The 20339-nt window shown below is 71.7% G+C and carries 20 protein-coding genes and 1 pseudogene; 10 read left to right on the top strand and 11 right to left on the bottom strand.

Annotated features, from left to right (window positions below):
• Positions 1-142: 142 nt before the first annotated feature.
• Complete coding sequence (locus tag QRY02_RS37265; protein WP_285987454.1) at positions 143-1132, bottom strand: hypothetical protein; 990 nt, start codon at positions 1130-1132, stop codon at positions 143-145.
• A 225-nt stretch (positions 1133-1357) separates the two neighbouring features.
• On the opposite strand from QRY02_RS37265, the gene QRY02_RS37270 reads away from it, so the two are divergent.
• The 3 genes from QRY02_RS37270 to QRY02_RS37280 are packed head-to-tail and all read left to right on the top strand — an operon-like array spanning position 1358 to position 4358.
• Positions 1358-2560 (top strand): AI-2E family transporter, encoded by a 1203-nt coding sequence (locus QRY02_RS37270; RefSeq protein ID WP_285987455.1) that lies wholly within the window; start codon positions 1358-1360, stop codon positions 2558-2560.
• The gene (gene macS, locus QRY02_RS37275) at positions 2557-3693 is read left to right on the top strand and encodes a MacS family sensor histidine kinase (protein ID WP_285987456.1); all 1137 of its coding nucleotides are present in this window, start codon (positions 2557-2559) and stop codon (positions 3691-3693) included. Before QRY02_RS37270 ends, macS begins: the two co-directional genes overlap by 4 nt.
• Positions 3690-4358, top strand: a complete 669-nt coding sequence (locus QRY02_RS37280) for a response regulator (protein ID WP_285987457.1) — start codon at positions 3690-3692, stop codon at positions 4356-4358. The genes macS and QRY02_RS37280 overlap by 4 nt, the downstream gene beginning before the upstream one ends.
• 3 nt (positions 4359-4361) lie before the next feature.
• Here the strand turns inward: QRY02_RS37280 and QRY02_RS37285 are convergent, their stop codons facing one another.
• Complete coding sequence (locus tag QRY02_RS37285; protein WP_285987458.1) at positions 4362-5396, bottom strand: hypothetical protein; 1035 nt, start codon at positions 5394-5396, stop codon at positions 4362-4364.
• Between the two features lie 90 nt (positions 5397-5486).
• On the opposite strand from QRY02_RS37285, the gene QRY02_RS37290 reads away from it, so the two are divergent.
• Positions 5487-6149, top strand: coding sequence for a DUF1707 SHOCT-like domain-containing protein (locus QRY02_RS37290; protein ID WP_285987459.1), 663 nt, complete (start codon positions 5487-5489; stop codon positions 6147-6149).
• Positions 6150-6220: 71 nt separating this feature from the next.
• Here the strand turns inward: QRY02_RS37290 and QRY02_RS37295 are convergent, their stop codons facing one another.
• The 8 genes and pseudogenes from QRY02_RS37295 to QRY02_RS37330 form a co-directional block, all read right to left on the bottom strand.
• A complete protein-coding gene (locus QRY02_RS37295) occupies positions 6221-7657 on the bottom strand; it encodes an MFS transporter (protein ID WP_285987460.1) in 1437 nt (478 codons plus the stop codon).
• 563 nt (positions 7658-8220) lie between these two features.
• Positions 8221-9882 (bottom strand): phosphoenolpyruvate--protein phosphotransferase, encoded by a 1662-nt coding sequence (gene ptsP, locus QRY02_RS37300; RefSeq protein ID WP_285994030.1) that lies wholly within the window; start codon positions 9880-9882, stop codon positions 8221-8223.
• A 97-nt stretch (positions 9883-9979) separates the two neighbouring features.
• Positions 9980-10717, bottom strand: coding sequence for a hypothetical protein (locus QRY02_RS37305; protein WP_285987461.1), 738 nt, complete (start codon positions 10715-10717; stop codon positions 9980-9982).
• Between the two features lie 28 nt (positions 10718-10745).
• Positions 10746-11614: pseudogene (locus QRY02_RS37310) on the bottom strand (ribokinase).
• A 300-nt stretch (positions 11615-11914) separates the two neighbouring features.
• Positions 11915-13009, bottom strand: a complete 1095-nt coding sequence (locus tag QRY02_RS37315) for a hypothetical protein (protein WP_285987462.1) — start codon at positions 13007-13009, stop codon at positions 11915-11917.
• Positions 13006-14160: a WXG100 family type VII secretion target gene (locus tag QRY02_RS37320; RefSeq protein ID WP_285987463.1), complete on the bottom strand. Its 1155-nt coding sequence runs from the start codon at positions 14158-14160 to the stop codon at positions 13006-13008. The genes QRY02_RS37315 and QRY02_RS37320 overlap by 4 nt, the downstream gene beginning before the upstream one ends.
• Before the next feature lie 3 nt (positions 14161-14163).
• Positions 14164-14478 (bottom strand): hypothetical protein, encoded by a 315-nt coding sequence (locus QRY02_RS37325; RefSeq protein WP_285987464.1) that lies wholly within the window; start codon positions 14476-14478, stop codon positions 14164-14166.
• 23 nt (positions 14479-14501) lie between these two features.
• The gene (locus QRY02_RS37330; RefSeq protein ID WP_285987465.1) at positions 14502-15014 is read right to left on the bottom strand and encodes a YbaB/EbfC family nucleoid-associated protein; all 513 of its coding nucleotides are present in this window, start codon (positions 15012-15014) and stop codon (positions 14502-14504) included.
• A gap of 148 nt (positions 15015-15162) precedes the next feature.
• Between QRY02_RS37330 and QRY02_RS37335 the strand changes: the two genes are divergently transcribed.
• The 6 genes from QRY02_RS37335 to QRY02_RS37360 all read left to right on the top strand — a co-directional run bounded on the left by QRY02_RS37335 (position 15163) and on the right by QRY02_RS37360 (position 19575).
• The gene (locus QRY02_RS37335) at positions 15163-15543 is read left to right on the top strand and encodes a hypothetical protein (protein ID WP_285987466.1); all 381 of its coding nucleotides are present in this window, start codon (positions 15163-15165) and stop codon (positions 15541-15543) included.
• A 60-nt stretch (positions 15544-15603) separates the two neighbouring features.
• On the top strand, positions 15604-17010 hold the full coding sequence (locus QRY02_RS37340; RefSeq protein ID WP_285987467.1) for a hypothetical protein: 1407 nt from the start codon (positions 15604-15606) through the stop codon (positions 17008-17010).
• On the top strand, positions 17007-17750 hold the full coding sequence (locus tag QRY02_RS37345; RefSeq protein ID WP_285987468.1) for an ESX secretion-associated protein EspG: 744 nt from the start codon (positions 17007-17009) through the stop codon (positions 17748-17750). Before QRY02_RS37340 ends, QRY02_RS37345 begins: the two co-directional genes overlap by 4 nt.
• Positions 17747-18148, top strand: a complete 402-nt coding sequence (locus QRY02_RS37350; RefSeq protein ID WP_285987469.1) for a hypothetical protein — start codon at positions 17747-17749, stop codon at positions 18146-18148. The genes QRY02_RS37345 and QRY02_RS37350 overlap by 4 nt, the downstream gene beginning before the upstream one ends.
• A 50-nt stretch (positions 18149-18198) precedes the next feature.
• Positions 18199-18765, top strand: coding sequence for a DUF3558 domain-containing protein (locus QRY02_RS37355; protein WP_285987470.1), 567 nt, complete (start codon positions 18199-18201; stop codon positions 18763-18765).
• Positions 18766-18837: 72 nt separating this feature from the next.
• Entirely contained in the window at positions 18838-19575 is a 738-nt protein-coding gene (locus QRY02_RS37360) for a TetR/AcrR family transcriptional regulator (RefSeq protein ID WP_285987471.1), read from the top strand.
• Here the strand turns inward: QRY02_RS37360 and QRY02_RS37365 are convergent.
• On the bottom strand, positions 19572-20309 hold the full coding sequence (locus QRY02_RS37365) for an SDR family oxidoreductase (protein ID WP_285987472.1): 738 nt from the start codon (positions 20307-20309) through the stop codon (positions 19572-19574). The two genes, QRY02_RS37360 and QRY02_RS37365, sit on opposite strands and share 4 nt — an antisense overlap.
• Positions 20310-20339 lie beyond the last annotated feature (30 nt).

The raw sequence follows: 20339 nt of genomic DNA on the forward strand, positions 1-20339 counted from the left end.
AATGGTGTCCGAGCGCACCGAGGGGGATGGAACTTGGTGCGGGCGCGAGAAAGCGCACCGCCGTGTCACGGGGATGGAGCGGACGCGAAGCCGTCAGCGAAGGACGGAAGTGGACGCGTCAGCGACCCGTGTGAGGAGGTGTTCAGTCAGGAGTGACGCCGGGCTGTTCGCCCGGGGTGCGCAGCGCGTGGCGCAGGCCGGCGCGGCTCATCGCCGCGACGGCGGTGTCGACGGCATCGGTCGTCCAGAAGGGGACGCCGAAGTTGAAGCCGTCGAGGTGTCCACCGGGGGCCGTGGTGCCACCCGGGGCGGTGGGGACAGCCGGCGCGATCGGAAGCTGCGCCGGAGCCAGCGGTGACGGCAGGTCACGGTGCCCGTTGCGGGCGTGGCCCGCGGCATCGGTGACGTCGTCCTGCTGCCCGCCCGCCGGCATCGCGAGCGCGGCTCGCAGCGCGGCGGGAAGTTCTACGGTGGAGACGGCGGGGGTGCCCGCCGCCTGGCCGGCGCCGGAGGTCACCGGCTCCTCCTCGACCGGGGCGAGGCCCGGGAGGACGGGGAGCGGGACCAGGTTGCCGTGGCCGGCCGGGTCGAGCAGCTGCCACACCTTGCGGCCGAAGTCGGTGGCCGGCGCGGGGGTGACGGTCTGCTCGATGACCTGGCGGGTGTCCTCCGGCTTGCGCGCGATGTGCTCGAACGAGCCGAGGGTGCGCTGGGCCGGGCTCAGCACCGCGTCGTCGGCGAGGTCGGTGACCGAGTCGCTGACGTGCTCGGAAACGTCGTGCCCGACGGTGCCGGCGTCGGTGCGGCCGCACGGACGCGGAGCCTGCGGCTCGCTCCACGTCGTCGCGTCCTGGTGGCAGGCCACGTCGGCGACCCCGCCGGCGACCTCGCCCGCGAAGTGCCCGGCACCGCGGTTCGCGTCGCCGATCCCGGCCGCCGTGGCGTCGGTGACCGGGGTGACAGAGGCGGTGCCGACCTCGACGGCCGGGCCGGCCGCGGAAGCGGTGGCGCCGGAGACGAGCCACGCGGCGGCGGTGCTCGCCACCGCGCCACCGAGCACGAGCAGCGCACGCGACACGAGACGGCCGGCGCGCTTGGCGCCCTGCCCCTCGTTCGTCGCGGTGTTCGCCACTCGTCGTCTCCTCGTGCCGGCTTCGTGATCGGGTCGTTGCGAAAGCGACCTAATCAAATCGGCAGCGCGCCGCGCACCCTCGACACGACTTGATGCCCCCATCGTGTGAAAGACACACGGTGTAAGCCGATTTGACGGTCGGTGATCATGCCTGGCCGCCACGTGTGTCGGACGCGGCCGCGCGAAAGCGGCCGAATCGGGCGGTCCAGCCGCTACGGTGAGCCGGTGACCCACGCGCGACGCGAAGAACCGTTCCTGCCGGAGCACGAGGACGTCACCGGGCTGATCCCCCGGGGCCTGCGCATCAGCGCGGCCCTGGCGTGGCGGTTGATCGTGGTGGCCGCGGCGCTGTACGTCGTGGGGTGGGTGATCGGCCGCCTGTCCGTCGTCGTGATCCCGCTGGGCATCGCCCTGCTCCTCTCGGCGCTGCTCGCGCCGGCCGTGCAGAAGCTGGTGGCCGTCCGGTTCCCGCGCGGGCTGGCGACGGCGATCGTGCTGATCGCCGGGCTCGCCGTGCTGGGCGGGCTGCTGACGTTCGTCGTCACGCAGTTCTCCAGCGGCCTGCCCCAGCTGCAGCGGCAGCTCAACGAGAGCCTCAACCAGATCAAGGAATGGCTGATCAACGGCCCGGCGCACCTGCGCCAGGAGCAGATCCAGCAGTTCATCAACCAGGTCTTCGGGTTCCTGCAGAACAACCAGAGCTGGCTCACCGACACGGCGCTGACCACGGCGAGCACGGTCGGCGAGATCGTCACCGGCTTCCTGCTCACGCTCTTCATCACGATCTTCTTCCTCAGCGGCGGCGAGGGCATCTGGACGTTCCTCGTGCGCGTCGCGCCCGGCCGGGTCCGCAACCGGGTGGACGTCGCCGGGCGGCGCGGGTTCGCGTCGCTGGTCAGCTACGTGCGGGCGACGGCGGCGGTGGCGGTCGTCGACGCCGTCGGCATCGGCGTCGGGCTGTGGATCGTCGGCGTGCCGCTGGTGATCCCGCTGGCCACGCTGGTGTTCCTCGGCGCGTTCATCCCGATCATCGGTGCGGTCCTCACCGGCGGTGTCGCGGTGCTGATCGCCCTGGTCACCAACGGCTTCATCGGCGCGGTGATCGTGCTGGCCATCGTGATCGGCGTGATGCAGCTGGAAAGCCACGTGCTGCAGCCGCTGCTGCTCGGGCGCGCGGTGAAGCTGCACCCCCTTTCCGTCGTCCTCGCCATCACCGTCGGCCTCGTCGTGGGCGGGATCGCGGGCGCGCTGATGGCGGTGCCGATCCTGGCCGTGCTCAACGCGGGCGTCCGGTCCCTGCTGCACGAGGAGAACCCGGACCCGGCCGAGGTGAACGTCCTCAAGGACCAGGCCGCGCAGCCGAACGACGCCGAGCCCGGCTCCTCGGGGGCCACGGTGGCGACCCGCGGCGAAGACGACGACAAGTGACCGTCCGGCGGTCGCCCGACCCGGTCACGCCCATGTGGCGGGGCGTGCTCGCCTTCCGCTTCCTCACCTGGGCGTTCGCCTGCGGCACGGTGATCGTCCAAAGCGGTCAGTACCAGCGCGAGTGGCTGGCGTGGACGATCCTCGGCGTGATGGCCGTGTGGTCGGTCGTCAGCAGCTTCTTCTACCTGCGCGAGCGGACGCGGCCGCCGGCACTGGTGGTGTTCGACCTCGTGCTGTCCACCGGGCTGCTGCTGAGCTCGCCGTGGGTGCTCAGCGACGCGCAGTTCGCGCTCAACGTCCCGCTCATCACCACGGTGTGGGCGGCCGTGCCGCCGGTCGCCGCGGGCGCGCGGTTCGGCGCGGTCGGCGGGGTGCTCGCCGGGCTGGTCGTCGGCGTGGCGACCGCGCTGGCGCGGGAGAAGTTCGACCTCGACGTCGCCCGTGACGGCGTCCTGCTCGCCGCCGCCGGCCTGCTCGTCGGCATGGCCTCGACGATGGCCCGCCGGTCGGCGGCGCGGCTGGAGCAGGCGCTGCGGAAGGAAGCCGCGACGGCCGAGCGGGAGCGGCTGGCGCGGTCGATCCACGACAGCGTGCTGCAGGTGCTCGCGCGGGTCCGCAAGCGCGGCAACGAGGTCGGCGGTGAGGCGGCGGAGCTGGCCCGGCTGGCCGGCGAGCAGGAAGTCGCCCTGCGGTCGCTGGTGACCACTGAGCCGGCGAGGCCGAACGACAGCGGCAAGATGAGCCTGCGCGCCGCGTTGCAGCTGCTCGCGACCCCGTCGGTGCAGGTCTCGGCCCCGGCGGACGACGTCGAGCTGCCGGCGCACGTCACCGGCGAGCTGGTCGCCGTGACCCGCGAAGCGCTGGCGAACGTCGAGAAGCACGCGGGCCCGGACGCCCAGGCGTGGGTGCTGCTGGAGGACCTCGGCGACGAGGTCGTGGTGAGCATCCGCGACGACGGACCGGGCATACCGGACGGCGTTCTCGAGCAAGCCGCCGCGGAAGGGCACCTCGGCGTGGTGGAATCCATCCGGGGGCGGGTCCGCGACCTCGGCGGGAGGGCGACCCTCGACACCGGGCCCGGCCGGGGCACGGAGTGGGAGGTCAGGGTGCCGAGCACGAGGGGTGCGAGATGAGCGACGAACCGCGGATATCGGTGATGGTGGTCGACGACCACCCGATCTGGCGTGACGGGGTGGCCCGCGACCTGACCGAACACGGCTTCGACGTGCGGGCGACCGCGCCGGACGCCGAGGCGGCGCTGCGGATCGCCCGGACCGTGCAGCCGGACGTCGTCCTCATGGACCTCAACCTCGGCAGCACGTCGGGGGTGGACGCGACGCGTGAGATCACCGCGGCGCTGCCGTCGACGAAGGTGCTCGTGCTCTCGGCGAGCGGCGAGCACAAGGACGTCCTGGAGGCGGTGAAGGCCGGCGCGTCCGGCTACCTGGTCAAGTCGGCGTCCGCGGTGGAGCTGGTCGACGCCGTCCACCGCACCGCCGCAGGCGACCCGGTGTTCACCGCGGGCCTGGCCGGGCTGGTGCTCGGTGAGTACCGGCGGATGGCCGACGCGTCGATCGAGGACACCGCGGGCGCCGAACCTCCCCGGCTGACCGAGCGCGAGACCGACGTCCTGCGCCTGGTCGCGAAGGGGCTGACCGCGCGGCAGATCGCCGAGCGGCTCGTGCTGTCGCACCGCACGGTGGAGAACCACGTGCAGTCGACGCTGCGGAAGCTGCAGCTGCACAACCGCGTCGAGCTGGCCCGGTACGCGATCGAGCACGGCCTCGACGAGGAGTGACCCTCAGGGGAGGACCGCCAAGCCGCTCCAGCTGCCCGGCGGCAGCGCGGCCGAGCTCAGGCGCCACTGCGGTTCGCCGGGGTGCCAGGCAGCGAGGGCGCCGTCGGCGAGCACGAGGTCACCGGCGTCCGACCAGTCGAAGCCGCCGCCGCGTTTGAGGTGCTCGGTCACGAACGGCATCCCGGGGACGTGTTCCCAGGTCGGCCCAGCCGGGCGGAGCAGCCAGAGGTCCCGCGTCTGCGTGCTGGTGTTCCGGTAGGCGGGGTTGGCGAAGTCGGCGGCCCACACGGCACCTTCCCGCGACGGCACCACCGTGGGCACCGCGCCGATCGCCGGCCTGCTGAGCTGCTTGCTGCGGTTGTCCCGCAGGTCGACCAGCGTCAGGTCGGCCAGGCCGTCGAGCAGCATCCAGTCGCCGGCGACGCCGAGGATGCGCGGAGCCTGCCGGACCGTGCGCCCGGTCGCCGGCTCGATCAGGGCGTCGGTCGACTCGGCGGCACCGGCGTTGATGGTGATCAGCAGGCCGTGCGCGGTCTCGCTCCGCACCTGGGTGCGGCAGCTGGCGGACTGGCCGCGGCCGAGCTCGCCGTCGGCGAACGAGACGTGCTGGAGGCGGCAGTCGTCCGGCGCGTCCTGCCGGATCAGCCAGACGCCGTCCCCGGCGGCGTCCGGGGCGACCGACCAAGCGCGGCCGAGGGACCGCGGCGGGCTCGACGGCCCGGTGTACTCCAGGACTTCGTAGGGATCGGGGTTCTGGGTGTAGGGCGGGTAGACCGTCAAGACGGCGTGCTTCCCGACCCGGACGACGCTCAGCGCGATGTCGCCGGTGGGGTAGCCGGGCGGCGTGGCCACCGGGCCGCGGTCGGCGTCGAACAAGGTGGGGCCGACGGTCGGCAGCAGCGCGGTGACGCCGATGCCGCCGCTCGCCCGGCCGCCGGTGAGCCCGTCCGGCAGGGCCGTCGCCGAGGACGGTGGTGGCGTCGTGGTGCCGGGTGGCGGCGCCGGGGTTTCGCCCGTGCACGCGGCCAGCAGGACCACGGCCGCGACGGCGGCGGCTGCGCGGACTACGGGTCCGTTCAGGGTTTTCCCCCGATCTCCCTGGTGAAATCCGGTTCTACCATCATGGACATGGGCGAGGAAGAGACCGCGGCAGCGGAACCGGTGACCGAGACCAAGCCGTTGAGCGAGCGCGATCTCCGGGTTTCCGATGACGAGCGCGAGCACGTCGTCGGCGTGCTGCAGAAGGCTATCGGCCGCGGCATGCTCGACCTCGACGAGTTCACCGAGCGCACCGACCGCGCGCTGGCGTCGAGGACGCGCGGCGAGCTGAACACCGTGCTGGCCGACCTGGCCGGTCTCTACCACCCGGCCGCGGCCCTCGACGCCGCGCCGGCGTACGCGCCTCCGGCGAGCTACGGCGGCTATTCGCCGGGGCGGCGCATCGAGCTCAACGCGAAGTACTCGTCGCTGCACCGCGGCGGGCCGTGGGTGGTGCCGTCCGAGCTGGTCGTGCGCAACAAGTACGGCTCGACGAAGCTGGACTTCACCGAGGCCCAGGTGCAGTCGCCGGTGGTGCACATCGAACTGGACGCCAAGTGGGGCTCGGTCGAGATCATCATCCCGGAGCACGCGGCGGTGGACCTCAACTCGATCAGCGACGTCAAGTTCGGCGCGATGGAGGACAAGACGCGCAGCAACGGCCGGATGGGCAACCCCCGGTACGTGCTGAGCGGCCGCGTGCACGGCGGGTCGCTGGTCATCCGGCACCCGCGGCGCGGCCTCTTCGGCTAGCCGGGGCCCCTCTGCCCCCGGCGTCAAGAAGGCCTCCCCACCCAGGCATCGGGTGGGGAGGCCTTCGCTCGTCAGACGGCCAGCGGCCGGATCGACCGCAGGTGCCGGGCGACGAACCACACCAGGACGGCGAAGGCGACGGCGGCGAGCCCGGCGGCGACGTGCAGCCCGGCGGGGAGGCCGTGGGAGCGGGCGACGGCGTTGCCGAGCGTGCCGACGGTGGCGAGGCCGAAGGAGTAGCCGAACTCGTTGACGGTCTGGGCCAGCGAAGCGGCGGCGCCCGCCTTGCGCACCGGGACCGAGCCGACGACGAGGTCGGTGCCCAGCGCGACCATCGGCCCGACACCCAGCGACGTCACGGCGAACCCCAGGGACGGCCACACCGGTCCGCCCGCGGGCTCGACGAAGGCGAGGATCACCATGCCGGACGCGGCGAGCGCAACCCCGCCGGCGATCAGAGCGCCGGGCCGCACCCGGCGGGCGAGGACGGGAGCGGCGAGGAAGCTGACGGTCGAGCCGGCCATCCCGGGCAGCAGCCCCAGCGCGGCCCCGACCGGGGACAGGTGCTGCGCGAGCTGGAAGAACTGCGCGACGAAGAGCATGGTGGTGCCGCCGAGCATGCTGAACAGCAGCATCCCGCCGAGGGTGGTGCGGAACGCCTTCGCGGCGAACAGGCTGAAGTCGATCAGCGGGTCGGCAAGGGTGCGCTGCCGCTTCACGAAGACGTACCCGATGACCAGCCCGGCACCGAGGGCGAGCACCGCGGTGAGGTGGACACCATCGCGCGCGAGTTCCTTGACGCCGTAGACGGCGGGCAGGATCGCGGCGAGGGAGAGGGCGACGCTCGGCAGGTCGAGGCGCCCGGCGCTCTCGTCCCGGTACTCCGGCAGCAGCTTCGGGCCGATGACGAGGAGAAGGAGCATGGCGGGGACGCCGAGCAGGAAGACCGAGCCCCACCAGAAGTGTTCGAGCATGAAGCCGCCGACCATCGGCCCGACGATCGCGCCGACGGTGAAGCAGCCGGCCCAGATCCCGATGGCTTCGGCCCGCTGCCGCGGGTTTTCGAACATGGTGCCGATGAGCGACAGCGTCGAGGGAGCGAGCGTGGCCCCGGCGATCCCGAGCGCGGCCCGGGCGGCGATGAGCATGCCGGCACTGGTGGAGAAGGCGGCGAGAACGGAGGCGGCCCCAAAGGCGGCGGCCCCGGCGAGCAGCAGCTTCCGGCGTCCGATCCGGTCGCCGAGGGTCCCCATGGTGACCATGAACCCGGCGACCATGAAGCCGTAGGTGTCCATGATCCAGAGCTGTTCCGTGCCATCGGCGTGCAGGCTGAGGGCGAGTTTCGGCAGGGCGAGCACGAGGACGAAGACGTCGAGCGAGACGAGCAGGGTGGGCAGGGCGAGCACGGCCAGCCCAACCCATTCCCGACGCCCGGCCCGGACGGCTCGCGCCGGGCCGCCGGCCGCTGCGGGGCCGGCTTCGGCCGGGCCGGAGATGGTGGCGGTCATGGTGAGGTCCTCTCGACTCGGGTGCTTCGCTTCTCACCCCTTCGTCGAGCGGCCCCGGCCGGGATCGACAACGCCCCGGAATCTTTTTGATCGAACGAGCTTGAGGCGGGTTGCCCACACCCCTCGATCAATGTGGACAACCACGCCGCACCAGATTCGCACAGGTCAGAACTGTCGGTGATGACCAATAGACTGAAAGTGGGGGGCGCCCCCGCGGGCGGCGGCATGATTCGCGCTGGGGCGAAACGAGCCGCGGCTGGGCTCGCCGAGGCGATCGGCCATCGCGAGCCAAGTGAAGTCAGCCGAGCAGGCCGACCCGTACCCGGCGGCCCGGCTCGCAGCGACCCGGGCCCACGGTGAACCCGGCCAAGGGACGGGTAGCCCTAGCGGGTAGAGACCCGAACCCCCGGCGAACCGACTCAGCGGCACCCGCGCGCAGGCGGCCCCGGGCAAGCGGGCGCCGCCGAACAAGACGCAGCGATCCGAGCGTGGCCAAGCCAGCACCGCCGAGCGAATCAGCTCGGCCGCGGCGGGCCCGAACCCCGGCCCGGCGTGCCGGTTCCTCAGGGGCGCGCCGCCGCGCGGGCTGATGTCGGGTCGGTCGTGGCCAGGGTTGCTTCCGCCAGGGCTTCGCACTCCGCGAGGGTTGCCGCCGCCAGGCTTGCTCCCACCGCGCGGACTGCCGGGGCGTTCATCGACAGGCTTGTCAGGCCCAAGCCAGCCAGGACCAGGGCCAGGCGCGGGTCGGCCGCCGCTTCGCCGCAGACGCCGGCCGGCTTGCCCGTGGCCTTGGCCGCGTCGCCGATCAGCTTCAGCAGGCGCAGGAGGGCCGGCTGCCACGGGTCGTTGAGCTTGGCCACCGCGCCCAGCTGGCGGTCCGCCGCGAACGTGTACTGGGCGAGGTCGTTCGTGCCCACCGAGACGAAGTCCACCGCTTCCAGGATCTCGCGGGCGCTCAGCGCCGCCGCCGGGATCTCGATCATCACGCCCGCCCGGGCGATGCCCGCCGCCCTCACCCGCGAGGCGAACCAGGCTGCTTCCTCGACCGTTGCCACCATCGGGGCCATCACCGAGACCTCGGCGCCGGAATCCCCCGCTGCACCCGCGATGGCCTCCAGCTGGCGGTCCAGCACCTCGGGGCGATCGAACGCCACACGCAGGCCGCGGACGCCGAGCGCCGGGTTCGGCTCGGCCTCCGGGGACAGGAAGGCCAGGGGCTTGTCGGCGCCCGCGTCGAGGGTCCGCACGATCACCGGCTTGCCGCGGAACGGCGAAAGCACCGCCGTGTACGCCGCACGCTGGTCGGCGACCGATGGCTCGTCCGAGGCGTCCAGGTAGCAGAACTCCGTGCGGAACAGGCCGACTCCTTCGGCGCCCGCGTCGGCCGCGGCCTGGGCGTCGGCCGGGGAGCCGACGTTGCCGTAGACCTTCACGCGGTGGCCGTCGGCCGTTGCGCCCGTGCCGTTCCACTCGGCGAGCTGGGCCACCGTCGCCGTGACGACCGGGGCCGACGGGTCCGCGACCTCGATCGTGCCCGTGTCGCCGTCGACCGCAAGCGCTTGCGCGTCCAGTGCGAGCAGCCCGCGCACCGCGACGACGGCCGGGATGCCGAGCGCCCGCGCGAGGATCGCGGTGTGACTGGTGGGGCCGCCCTCTTCGGTGACCAGGGCGAGGACCTTCGCCGGGTCGAGGCCGGCGGTGTCGGCCGGGGCGAGGTCGCGGGCGACCAGGACGCTCGGCGACGCCAGCTCCGGCACCCCCGGCGGCGCGATGCCGAGCAGCTCGGCGATCAGCCGGTCGCGCACGTCGCGGACGTCGCGGACGCGCTCAGCCATGTACCCACCGGCCGCGGCCAGGGCCTCGGCGAAGCCTTCGGCGGCCTGGTAGACGGCGCGCGCGGCGGGCAGGCCCTGAGTCTTGACCAGCGTTTCGGCCTGGGCCGTGAGCGCCGGGTCGGCTGCCATCGCCGCGGTGGTGATGAGGATCGTCGCGGCCTCGCCGGTGGCGGCCTCGGCCTGTTTCTCCAGCCGGCCGGCGACGGTCGCGGCCGCGGGGGCGATCCGGGCAGCCTCGGCGGCCGGGTCGGCCGGGGCGGGGGTCGCGGCGGGCTCGCCGAGCGGCTCCGCGACACGGACGACGGGACCACTCGCGCGGCCGGGGCTGACGGCGACCCCGGTGAGGGCCCCCGCCGACGCACTCTTTACCGCGGAGGCGGCATCGGGCACTGCCGACGCACTCTTCACCCCGGAGGCGGCATCGGGCACAGCCGACGCACTCCTCCCCGCAGAGGCGGCGTCGGGCTCGGCGGAGGCGACATCAAACTCAGGCATGGTCTAGACCATAACTCAGGTACGCCTGGATATCTCGTGGTGGCGGGCACAAACCGCGGCGCCGTACCTGGTCGAGCACCGGCCGGACCTCCTCGCGCCACCAGGAGTCGGCCAATTCGTCGCGGCTGCGCACGGGCCGTCCGGCCAGCATACGGCGGAAACCCCAGGCCTCGGCCGAGTCGGCGAGCCGGAACCAGTCGGCCGGGTCGTCGAGCCACAGCCCGAGGCGGACGTCGTTCGGCAGCGGCACGCGCTCGAGGAACATGCGCTCGGCGGTCTTCGACGGCAGGTCCGCGAGCGTCAGGCAGCGCAGCGCGCACGCGACCGTGCTGATCCAGCGGACCCGCGCGCGGATGGTCCGGACGCCGCGCGCCCGGGCGATGCCGACGCGGTGGTGGCCGTCTTCGACGAAGAACATGTCGGACAGCCGCACGAGCCGCACCGGGGGCAGGTCCGCCGATGTCCGCGTCAGGTGCTCCCAGCGGTCGCGCAGCGCGCGGTTGCGGGGACGGAACTCGCGGTCGAAGTCCCCGGCGCGGGCGACCGTGCCGACGACCCCCTCCAGCGGCACGTCGTAGACGCCTTCGTCGAGTTCGGTCTGCTTGCCGAGCGCCTTGAGGGTTTCGTCGAGCGGCATGATCGCGAGCCGGTCGGGACGGCGCGCGTCCGCGATCGCCCGCAGCTGAGCCGCGTAGCCGCGCCACCAGGCCGAGTGGAACGAGTCGCCCATGTGACCTGCAACACGGCGACGCGGGTGATCATTCCCCCAGGTCGGCGGCGGTGGGGTAGGACGGCTGCGCGCCATGCCGCGTCACGCTGAAGGCCGCGACGCGCACGGCTCGCTTCGCCGCGGAGACCAGGTCGGCACCGTCGGCGAGCGACGCGGCGAGCGCGCCGGCGAAGGCGTCCCCGGCTCCGGTGGTGTCCACGGCCTCGACCTTCGGCGAGTCCACCCGGCTCACCGACCCCGCTTCGACGACGACGGCGCCGGCCGCGCCGAGCGTGACGACGGCCGCCCGCGGCCCGAGGTCGAGCAGCTTCCGGAAGTCCGCGCCGGGTCCGGTGAGCCAGGCGGCCTCGTGCTCGTTGACGAGCAGGACGTCGAGCCTGGCCAGCGTCTCCGGGGACAGCTTCGCCGCCGGCGACAAGTTCAGCAGCACCCGCACGCCCTTTTCGGCGGCCCGCGCGACGGCGTGCTCGACGGTCGGCAGCGGCACCTCCAGCGAGGCGACCATGACCTCCACCCCGTCGAAGACGGCGTCGACGTCGGCGGGCTCCAGGCTCGAGTTGGCGCCGGGGGAGACGAGGATCGAGTTCTCGCCGTCCGGGGTGACGGTGATGTAGGCGATGCCGGTGGGACGCTCGCTGGTGCGCACGAGTCCGGTGTCGACGCCGGCGGCGCGGAGCGAATCGAGCAGCAGCCTGCCGTAGGGATCGTCGCCGACGGCGCCGAGCAGCGCGACGTCCGCGCCGAGCCGGCCCGCCGCGACCGCCGTGTTGGCGCCCTTGCCGCCCGGTGAGAGCACGGTGTCGCCGCCGAGCACCGTCTCCCCCCGCCCGGCCGCCGATCCACCGCGACGACGAGGTCGGCGTTGGCGGATCCCACAACGAGGACGTCGGAGTTCATACCCGCACTGTGCCAGAAACCGGTCCGGACCAGGTCAGCACCGGCAAGCAAGGGGAAAGTGAAGGTTTTTGTAACTTATCCGGGGCTGAGTGCGACAATCATGCGAGCAGCGGAAGCCTGTCACTCGATCGGGGGATGTCCGTCCCCCGGCCGTCACTTCGTGGCCCCGGTCCCGCTCTCCTGGTGCGTTATCGCGGAGACGTGATGACGTTGCCCCAACCGGCGCGAGCCGGGCAGGGCATCGGGTCGCCGGCGCCGATCACGTAGCCCCCCGAGTGATCGGCGTCGGCGGCGCCCTTGTCACCCCCGGCCGAGCGCCAGGGGCACGCCCGGCGGCAAGACGCTGCGGATGTGCGTTTCGAACTGCTTCACCGCCGTCTCGCTCAGTGCGCGTGGCATCCGGTACCAGCCGTCGCCCAGCCGCAGGTGGTCGAGGTCCGGACGGTCGAGCGGGAAGTCGACGGCGACGGGCCGGAACTCGAGGAGACCGGACGGCATCCTCAGCTCGGCGATCTCCGGCCAGGAAACCGTTAACTTGCGGTAGTACGTCGTCCACCGGAGTCCGGCGGCCGACAGCTCCAGGAGGACCCGCGACTTCCGGGACCGGCTCTGTTGTTCGAGGACTGCCACCCAGGACATGCCGGCGAAGACAGCGATGAACACGACGAGGCACGCGGTGCGGACCCCGTTCCGCGGACCGAACTCGATCACGGCGCCGAGCCCCACCTCGATCATGAGGGCGAAGAGCCGCACCCAGCGCAGCAGCACCCGGTTCCAGCCGTTGACGTGGATCGTGACGGAACCGGACGGCTCGACCGGCGGCGGTACCCACTCCGGCACCGCCGGCCGGACCGGTGGCGGCGGTGGCGCGGGAGCTCGGGTGCCGGGGACCCGTTCGGCCGTGACACCGACGTGCTTCGCCAGCAGCTCCCGCACGCGCGGGACTTCTGTCTCGTACAGCTCGAACCCGGCCACCAGGAAGCCACCGTCGCCGATGCGGACGAGGCTCCGGCTGCGGCTTTCGAACCGGTCGTCCGCCGGGCTGAGCACGACCTGGTGACGGTCGCCTTTCTGAGTGCCCTTGACGACCGAAGCCGCCCGGAGCTCGTCCCATCGCAACGCCCACGCGACTCCGCCGATCACCCGGGAGATCCCGGCGGGCTCGATGACGAGCTCGTTCCGGACCGGCTTCTTCAGCGACCGGAAGACCACGTTCAGCCCCAGCAGTCCGAAGCTTCCGCCGAAGACCCACCCGGGCACGCGAGGACCCTGTGGCGTGGCCGCCAAAGCCATCCAGAGGAATCCGCCGGCCACGCACAGGAGCACGCCGGCGAGGATCCAGTGCGGCCCGTCGGTCCGCGAAACGACGAATCGATCGCCCTGCGGCCCGGTCACTCGATCGACCCCGAAATCCGCTGCGTGCCCGGCTGCTCGAAGACCGGGGGGCCGGTGGTCTCCTTCTTCGACCCCTCGTCGTCGTCCCCGCTTGCCCAGTCGTCGAGCCCTTCGGCCTTCTTCTTCCGGGACTCCTTGCGCCATTCCTTCTTGGCGTCGTCCCAGACCTCCTTGCCGAAGTTCTCCCCGAACTTCTCGCCGAACTCCTTCCGGACGTCGCTGCGGAACTCCTTGCCGACGTTCTCGAGGTTCTCGCCGAGCGGCTTGTCCGACGAGACGATGTCCGTCCACTTCTTTCGATCAGGACGTTCGGCACGGACCTTGTCCAGGAACGTCCGGGTGTCGCGCGGTTCGTCCTTGATCAGCCCGCCGACCTTCTTGAGCGGGCCGGGCAGGCTCTCCGCGCCGCGCTTCAGAGCGCCCTTGACCCGCCGGAAGATGTCGCTGATGCGGTGGAACAGCTCCTGCGCCTTCTTGAAGGCCTTCAGCAGCTTCTTGATCCACTTCATGCACTTGCCGCCGGTCTTGACCGCCTCCGCGGTGCCCTCGGTGGCCATCCCCACCGGCAGCGCCGGCCCCAGGTACCGGCAGGCGATGCTGATCAGCTTGCCGACGCAATCGGAGATCAGGTCGCGCACGATCGAGCGCACGACACTCAGGATCGTCTTGCAGATGTCGACCAGCTTGGCGATCGCGTTGGCGCCGGTCGCGACGCCCGCGTACGTCGCCGCGCGATCTTCGGCGAACGCACGGTAGGTGTCCGCCGAGGCGCCTTCCCAGGCAGCGCTGTCCTTTTTGACGGTGTCCTGGAGGTCGGTGCTGATCTTCTCCAGTTCCTTGCCGACGTTCTCCCAGGTCCCGACCATGTTCTCCAGGGCGGTCTGGTCACCCGTGAGCCAGTCGAGCGGCTCGCGCAGCCACGGGAAGAACTCCATCGCCCAGCCGACGGCCGCCGAAGCGAGTGTCCCGATCGGATCCGCCACGAGTTCCGCGATGTCGCCGGCGCCGAACGCGGCGTTCACCAGGCCTTCGGTCCAATTGCCGTCGGCAACGGCGGCGCCCGCGTCCAGGAAGTCCTGGACGAGGCCGGCACCTTCCCAGACCTTGCGGTCGTCCGCCGCGTCCGTCTTGATCAACGGGTTTTCGGCCACGGCTCAGTCCTCCACCTTGAAGACGTCCTTGAACTCCGCCTCGTCGGCTTCCTTCATCTGCTGCCACAGCTGGATGCGGGCCGAATGGTCGTAGGACGACGTCGACGCCGATTCGATCGCGATCTCCGCCACCTGCTGGGCGATGGCGCAGATCGCCGCGAGCGGGATGCCGAGCAGGCCGAACGCCTCGGGGTGCTCGGTCGCCCGGGCGGCTTCCTTGCACTTGTCGAGCCGGTCGGTGATCGCCTCGATGTTCTCGCGGTGTTTCTTCAGCTCCTGCGGGTCGACCGCGAAGCCCGGGCCGCCTGGTCCGGCCATGGTTCCCCTCCCTCGCCCGCGCTTCAGCGCAGGTAGTCGCCGTCGCTGAAGTAGTCGTCGTCGCGGCCGTCGTCGGACGACGGGTGCGGCGCGCGCGGCGGCTCCGGCGGTTTCGGCGCCGCGGGCAGCTGTCGCTCCTCTTCCGGCACGAACCGGTCACCCTCGTCGCGCGGCGGAGCGAACCCGTCCGGTTCGGGCGCCGGAAACGCCTGCTCGAGCCGACTGACCAGCTGGTTCATCACTTCGGGCCCGACCGGGTCGGTGACCCCGGCCTGCATCGCTCCGGCGAGCTTGCTCTGGGCGGACTTGACGGTGCGGAGGATCTCCTCGGCGAGGTCCGGCTTGTCTCGCACGCTCAGACCGATCTCCAGGCCGACGAGGTTGCCGGCGTGGTCGACCTTCACCCCGATCTGGCCGTCTTTGCTGCGCTCGGAAACCGAGACCGCCTCGATCTCGCTGACCATCAGCTCAGCCTTGCGCTGGGACTCCGCCATCCGGGTTTCGAAGTCCGCGATCAGCTGCTCAGGGTTCGACACGCGAACCTCCCCGTTCACGTCAGTAACCGTACGGCGACCGAGTGTGGCATACCGCCCCGACAGTTTCGGCGAAGTTCCGGTTTTCCCCACCCCTTCCGGGCGGTAAACCCCGTGTTCGCCCTGGTCAACGGCTCGTAGTGTGCTTTTCATGAGCATCTCCGACTGGAAACGGACGATCTACGCGGCGCTCGCGCTGCCCGCGTACCTGGCCGGCCCGAAAGCGCGGCGGCGGCTCGCGCGGCGGTGGCTCGGCGCCGAGCCGAAGCGAGGTGGCTTCGGCGCCGCCGTCGTGGCTTTTCCGGTCGCCCTGCTGGTCTGGTACCTCGTCGGGCGGATCGGGACCTTCGGGTTCTTCTGGACCGAGGCCGGGGCCGCCGGATCGTGGGGTGGGCCCTCGCTGATCGGGGCGTGGGTCGTGCACTTCTTCGCCGCGCTCGGCATGGCCGTCGTGTGCATGTGGGCGTTGCGGCCGCTGACGCGGTGGCAGGTGCGATCGCCTGACCTGGTCGATTCTTCGCACAGCCGGTAACCGGTGGGGTATCGTCCGTGACGCAAGAGGGGAGATCGAACGCGAGGGGAGCGCTGTTCGGTGGGGTTGTTCGGCGACATGCTCGACGCTGCCAAGCACGTCGGGTCGGAGATCGCGCACGCCGTCCAGTCGGGTGGCGAGCGGCTCGGCAACGTCTTGACCGGCGCGGGCGTCGGCCTGCTCGCGGGCGGGCTGCCCGGCGCGGTCGCGGGGGCGTACGTCGGCTCGCAGACCGGCACCGGGGCGGCGAACCCGCACGCTTCCGGGCTGTCACCCGGCCAGCTGGTGCAGGCCGTGCTGACCGGTCCCGGCACCGAGTCGCTGCAGCAGGTGCACCAGGCGGGCGTCGACCAGTCGGCTTACCAGCGCCAGCTCGAGCAGGGCACGCGTGAACTGACCGCCGGTCTCGAATCCGCGTGGACCGGCGGCGCGTCGGACGCGGCCCGGGAGCGGCTCCAGCCGTTGACGGCGTCGGCGACCTCGGCGTCCACCACCCTGGACCGCAACTCGACGCTGGCCCAGGCGCAGATCGACCAGTTCCACCAGCTGAGGAACTCGCTGCATCCGGACGTCACCGACCAGCCGCCGACGCGCAGCGCCTGGGACGTCGCGACACCGTGGGACACCGACACCGAAGACAAGATCAACCAGTACAACCAGAAGGCCCAGGAGAACGTCGAGCGGTACAACGCGTACTCGCAGCAGTCCAGCTCGAACACCGCGGCCCGCACGATCGACTACGGCCAGCTCCGCGAGTACACCGGCGGCGACTTCACGGTGCAGGACCCGAAGAAGCCGGTCGAGCCGCCGGCCCGCAAGCGCACCCAGACCGGTGGTGACGACGACCGGTCGATCGGAACCCAGGTGCAGCCGCGGCCGGCCGTTCATCCGCCGGTCGTCCAGCCACCGCCGCCGGGGCAAGTCACGCCGCCGGGGCAGGTCACGCCGCCAGGGCACGTCACGCCGCCGGGATCGCACACCTCCGGCGTGGACGACAGCGTTCGCGCGCAGAGTTACATGCCGCCGTCGACGCAGTACCCGCCGGGCTACCAGCCACCGGGCACGGGACCAGGCGGGTTCGGCCCCGGCTCGGGCCCCGGAGGTGGCTTCGGCCCCGGTTTCGGGCCGGGCTTCGGCCCGGGTGGCGGCGGGTTCGGGCCAGGCTCGTCGTCCGGTGCGAGCAGCGGCGCGGGCAACGGTCCCGGATCGGGGGCCCGCGGCCCTGGCTCGGCGAGCGGAGCCGGCGTCCCCGGCGAAGGACGTCCCGGGGCGGCCGGCGGGATCCGCGGCGGCGCGGCGGGCAAACCGGGCTCGCCGGGGATGGGCGGCATGGGCCCCGGCGCCAAGGGCGGTAAGGGTGAGGAGGACGCGGAGCACCAGCGCGCGTCGTACCTGGTGGAGGCGGATCCGGAGAGCATCTTCGGTGGCTCCGACGAGCGGACTGTGCCCCCGGTGATCGGGCTGTGATCTTCCTGCCCAAGGCCGCCCTGCTCACCGCGTGGGAGTGGGAACGGCACGGCACACCGCCCGCGGTCCTGGGTGCCGACAACCTCTGGCTCGGCGGCGAGACCCGCAAGCGGCTCGACGAGCAGGTCCTCGACGTCCTGGCATCGCTCCGGCTCGCCACGGGCGGCACGTTGACGCGCGAATTCCGCGACGTCCTGCGCATCCTGGCGAAGGGCGCCCACCAGTTCACGGCGTGGCTGGGCGACATCGAAGCGGACGAGTCGGGCGCGGTACTCGTGTCGGCAGCCGGCCCCGACGCGCTCCGGCTCATCCGGAAGGACGACACGGTCCGGATCGACGCCGTGGAACCGTCGCGGCTCGCGGAGTCGCTGGTGGACGTGCTGCCGCCGGTGCCGCCCGCACGGATTTCGGCGGTCTCGATCCCGGAAGCGCGGTTCTCGGGCCGGGCGGTCGAGGAGTCTTACGACCTCGACGACCCGACCGCCGACCGGGGACGGGACCCGTTGCCGTGGGCGCGCCGGCTGATGGCGGCACGGCGGACCGGGCTGCACCAGTGCTACGCCGTGAATCGGGGGACCCGCAGCGCCCCGATCACCGCGGTGGACGTCGCCGGGACCGGGCGGGTGCTGACGTACGTGTACCCGGGGCGCGAGCGGATGGTCAGCTTCCAGCCGGGGACCCGGGGTGCGCTGACCGATGTCCTGTACGCGACCCTGAACGGGTTAGGGGGAGGACGATGACGGGCTCGATTTTCAGCGGAATCAGCTTCTGGGCGACGGACATGCCGAGCAGCGGATCGCAGGCAGCTGGTGGGCAGGGGTTCGCGATGAGCTCGGCCGAAATGCGGGCGACGCTCGAGAAAGCCAAGACTCAACGTGAGGTACTTGCCGAGCAGTTGCGAAAGGCGCGGTACTTGATGCAGGCGAGACCGCCGGCAGAAGAACCGGTCAGCCAAGCGGCGGTGAACGGGCCGAACGGGATCAACGAGGCGGGCGCGTACTACGAAGGCCACCTGCACTACCAGTTCAACTACCTCACGGAGTTGATCCAGAAGTTGCAGCAAGCACTCGGCATCACCGAGGCCGCGGATCAGCAAGCAGCAGACTCGACCAAGACGATCAAGGGGTCGCTCGAATGAGGCGTCATGTTCTCCTGGCCGCCACAGCAGTCACTCTGGGAGCTGCTCTGTTGACGTCGTGCACCGGCAAGACCCCGACGAACGGCACGGCCAGCCCCGCGTCGACCACCGGCGCGGAACTGCCGAACAGCGGGGCACCGAAGGTCGGCAACCCGCTTCCCGCTGCCGCACTGGACGGCAGCCCCTGTGACTCGGCTCTGACGGCCGGGCAACTCACGGGGTACCTGGGGCAACCGACCGCGCCGAAGGCGAGCGACACCGAACTGGGCCCCACGTGCGACTGGGCCAGCGCCGCGGGAACGGCAGCCGGAATCCTGGTCGGATACGACACCAAGTCCGGACAAGGACTGAGCCTCACCTACAAGAATGCGAAGCCGAAGGCGAAACGCTGGGTGGACGACCTGGAGCCGATCCAGGGGTATCCGGCGGTGGGTTACGTGGACGCCGGAACGACGGACAACCGTGCCTGCGTGATCGTCGTCGGCGTCGCGGACGACCTCGCGTACTCCGTCTCGCTGAGCATCGGTGACTCGGCGGTCCAGGCCGGCAAGGACGCCTGCCAGCTCGGGCGGGGGGTCGCCGACACCGTGCTGACCAACCTCAAGGCGCGGGCCTGAGCTGCACCTTTTCGTTACGGCGGACATCGCGTTAATGCAAAATCTGTCGTACCAACCACCTAGACTGTTCGGATGAGCCACCCCACCCGCAGGGGTCGCGCGCGTGCGGCTACCGAACAGGACATCCGGCGGACCGCCCGGAAACTGCTCGTCGAGCAGGGGCCGGAGGCGGTCACCCTGCGTGCCATCGCGCGGGAGCTGGGGATCACCGCGCCGGCGCTCTACCGGTACTACGAGTCGCGGGACGACCTCGTCGAAAACCTGCGGCTGGACGTCTGCGCCGACCTGGCCGACGACCTCGCCGAGGAGATCGCCGAACTGCCGGACGACGGGATGCTGCAGCTGTTCGCCATCTGCAAGGGCTTCCGGCGGTGGGCGCTCACCCACACGAAGGAGTTCACTCTGGTCTTCGCGTCGCCGACCGGCGGTGTCGGATCGACGTCCGGGAGTGCGCTGAGCCGGGTCGACGAGCCGTTCGGGCGGATCTTCCTCGCCGCCGCCGGGCGGGTGCTCGCCCGGCACGACATCGTGCTGCCGTCGGCCAGTGGCGTGCCCGACGAGCTGCGGGACGACCTGAAGACCTTCCAGGAGTCGCTGGTCACCGTGCTCGTGGAGTCCGATCAGGGCGTGCCGGTGGAGAAGATCGACCTCGGCGTGACGTACCTGATGATCCAGTTCTGGGCACGGCTCTACGGGCACGTCACGCTCGAGGTCTTCGGCAACTACCCGATCCCGATGTCCAAACCGGACGTCCTGTTCGAGGCGATGCTCGCCGACCTCGCGCGGGAGATCGGGCTCTACTCGGGTTAGGCCGCGTGGCCGCCGTCCACGGACAACACCGCCGCCGTCACGTACTCGGCGCCGGGTGAAGCGAGGTAAGCCACCGCCGCGGCCACCTCGGACGGCCTTCCATAGCGGTCGAACGCCGTCAGGGCGCGCTGGTCGGCCGCGAAAGGCCCGTCGGCCGGGTTCATGTCCGTGTCCGTCGGGCCCGAGTGAACCAGGTTGACCGTGATGCCGCGCGGGCCCAGCTCGCGGGCCAACGCCTTGGTCAGGCCGACCATCGCCGCCTTGCTCGTCGCGTACAGCGCCATGCCCGGGCCGGGCATGCGGTCGGTGACGCAGCTGCCGATCGTGATCACGCGGCCGCCGTCGGCCAGGACACCGGCCGCCGCCTGGGTGGCCGCGAACACGCCGCGGACGTTCACCGCCAGCACGCGGTCGACGTCCTCCAAAGAAGTTTCGCCGAACGCGCCCACGAACCCGACGCCCGCGTTGTTCACCAGCACGTCCAGCCGGCCGAACTCCGCGACGGTCGCCGAAACCGCCGACGAGACCGCGGCGGCGTCGGCCGAATCCGCCTGGATCGCCAGCGCGCGGCGGCCGAGGTGCTTGATCTGCTCGACCACCTCGGCCGCCCGCGCGGCGTTGTGCACGTATGTCAGCGCGACGTCCGCGCCGTCCTCGGCGAGCCGCAGTGCGGTGGCCGCTCCGATGCCCCGGCTGCCGCCTGTCACCAGTGCCACCTTGCCGTCGAGGGTCATCCCCGGTTCTCCTTCGATCGAACGGTTTTT

The organism is Amycolatopsis sp. DG1A-15b (assembly GCF_030285645.1).
Taxonomy (GTDB): domain Bacteria; phylum Actinomycetota; class Actinomycetes; order Mycobacteriales; family Pseudonocardiaceae; genus Amycolatopsis.

What these genes read in the sequence shown, in the direction of transcription:
- QRY02_RS37280 (WP_285987457.1), top strand. Translation starts at nt 3,690, where the DNA reads ATGAGCGACGAACCGCGGATATCGGTGATGGTGGTCGACGACCACCCG.
- QRY02_RS37290 (WP_285987459.1), top strand. Translation starts at nt 5,487, where the DNA reads ATGGGCGAGGAAGAGACCGCGGCAGCGGAACCGGTGACCGAGACCAAG.
- QRY02_RS37295 (WP_285987460.1), bottom strand. Translation starts at nt 7,657, where the DNA reads ATGACCGCCACCATCTCCGGCCCGGCCGAAGCCGGCCCCGCAGCGGCC.
- QRY02_RS37305 (WP_285987461.1), bottom strand. Translation starts at nt 10,717, where the DNA reads ATGGGCGACTCGTTCCACTCGGCCTGGTGGCGCGGCTACGCGGCTCAG.
- QRY02_RS37325 (WP_285987464.1), bottom strand. Translation starts at nt 14,478, where the DNA reads ATGGCCGGACCAGGCGGCCCGGGCTTCGCGGTCGACCCGCAGGAGCTG.
- QRY02_RS37335 (WP_285987466.1), top strand. Translation starts at nt 15,163, where the DNA reads ATGAGCATCTCCGACTGGAAACGGACGATCTACGCGGCGCTCGCGCTG.
- QRY02_RS37350 (WP_285987469.1), top strand. Translation starts at nt 17,747, where the DNA reads ATGACGGGCTCGATTTTCAGCGGAATCAGCTTCTGGGCGACGGACATG.
- QRY02_RS37360 (WP_285987471.1), top strand. Translation starts at nt 18,838, where the DNA reads ATGAGCCACCCCACCCGCAGGGGTCGCGCGCGTGCGGCTACCGAACAG.
- QRY02_RS37365 (WP_285987472.1), bottom strand. Translation starts at nt 20,309, where the DNA reads ATGACCCTCGACGGCAAGGTGGCACTGGTGACAGGCGGCAGCCGGGGC.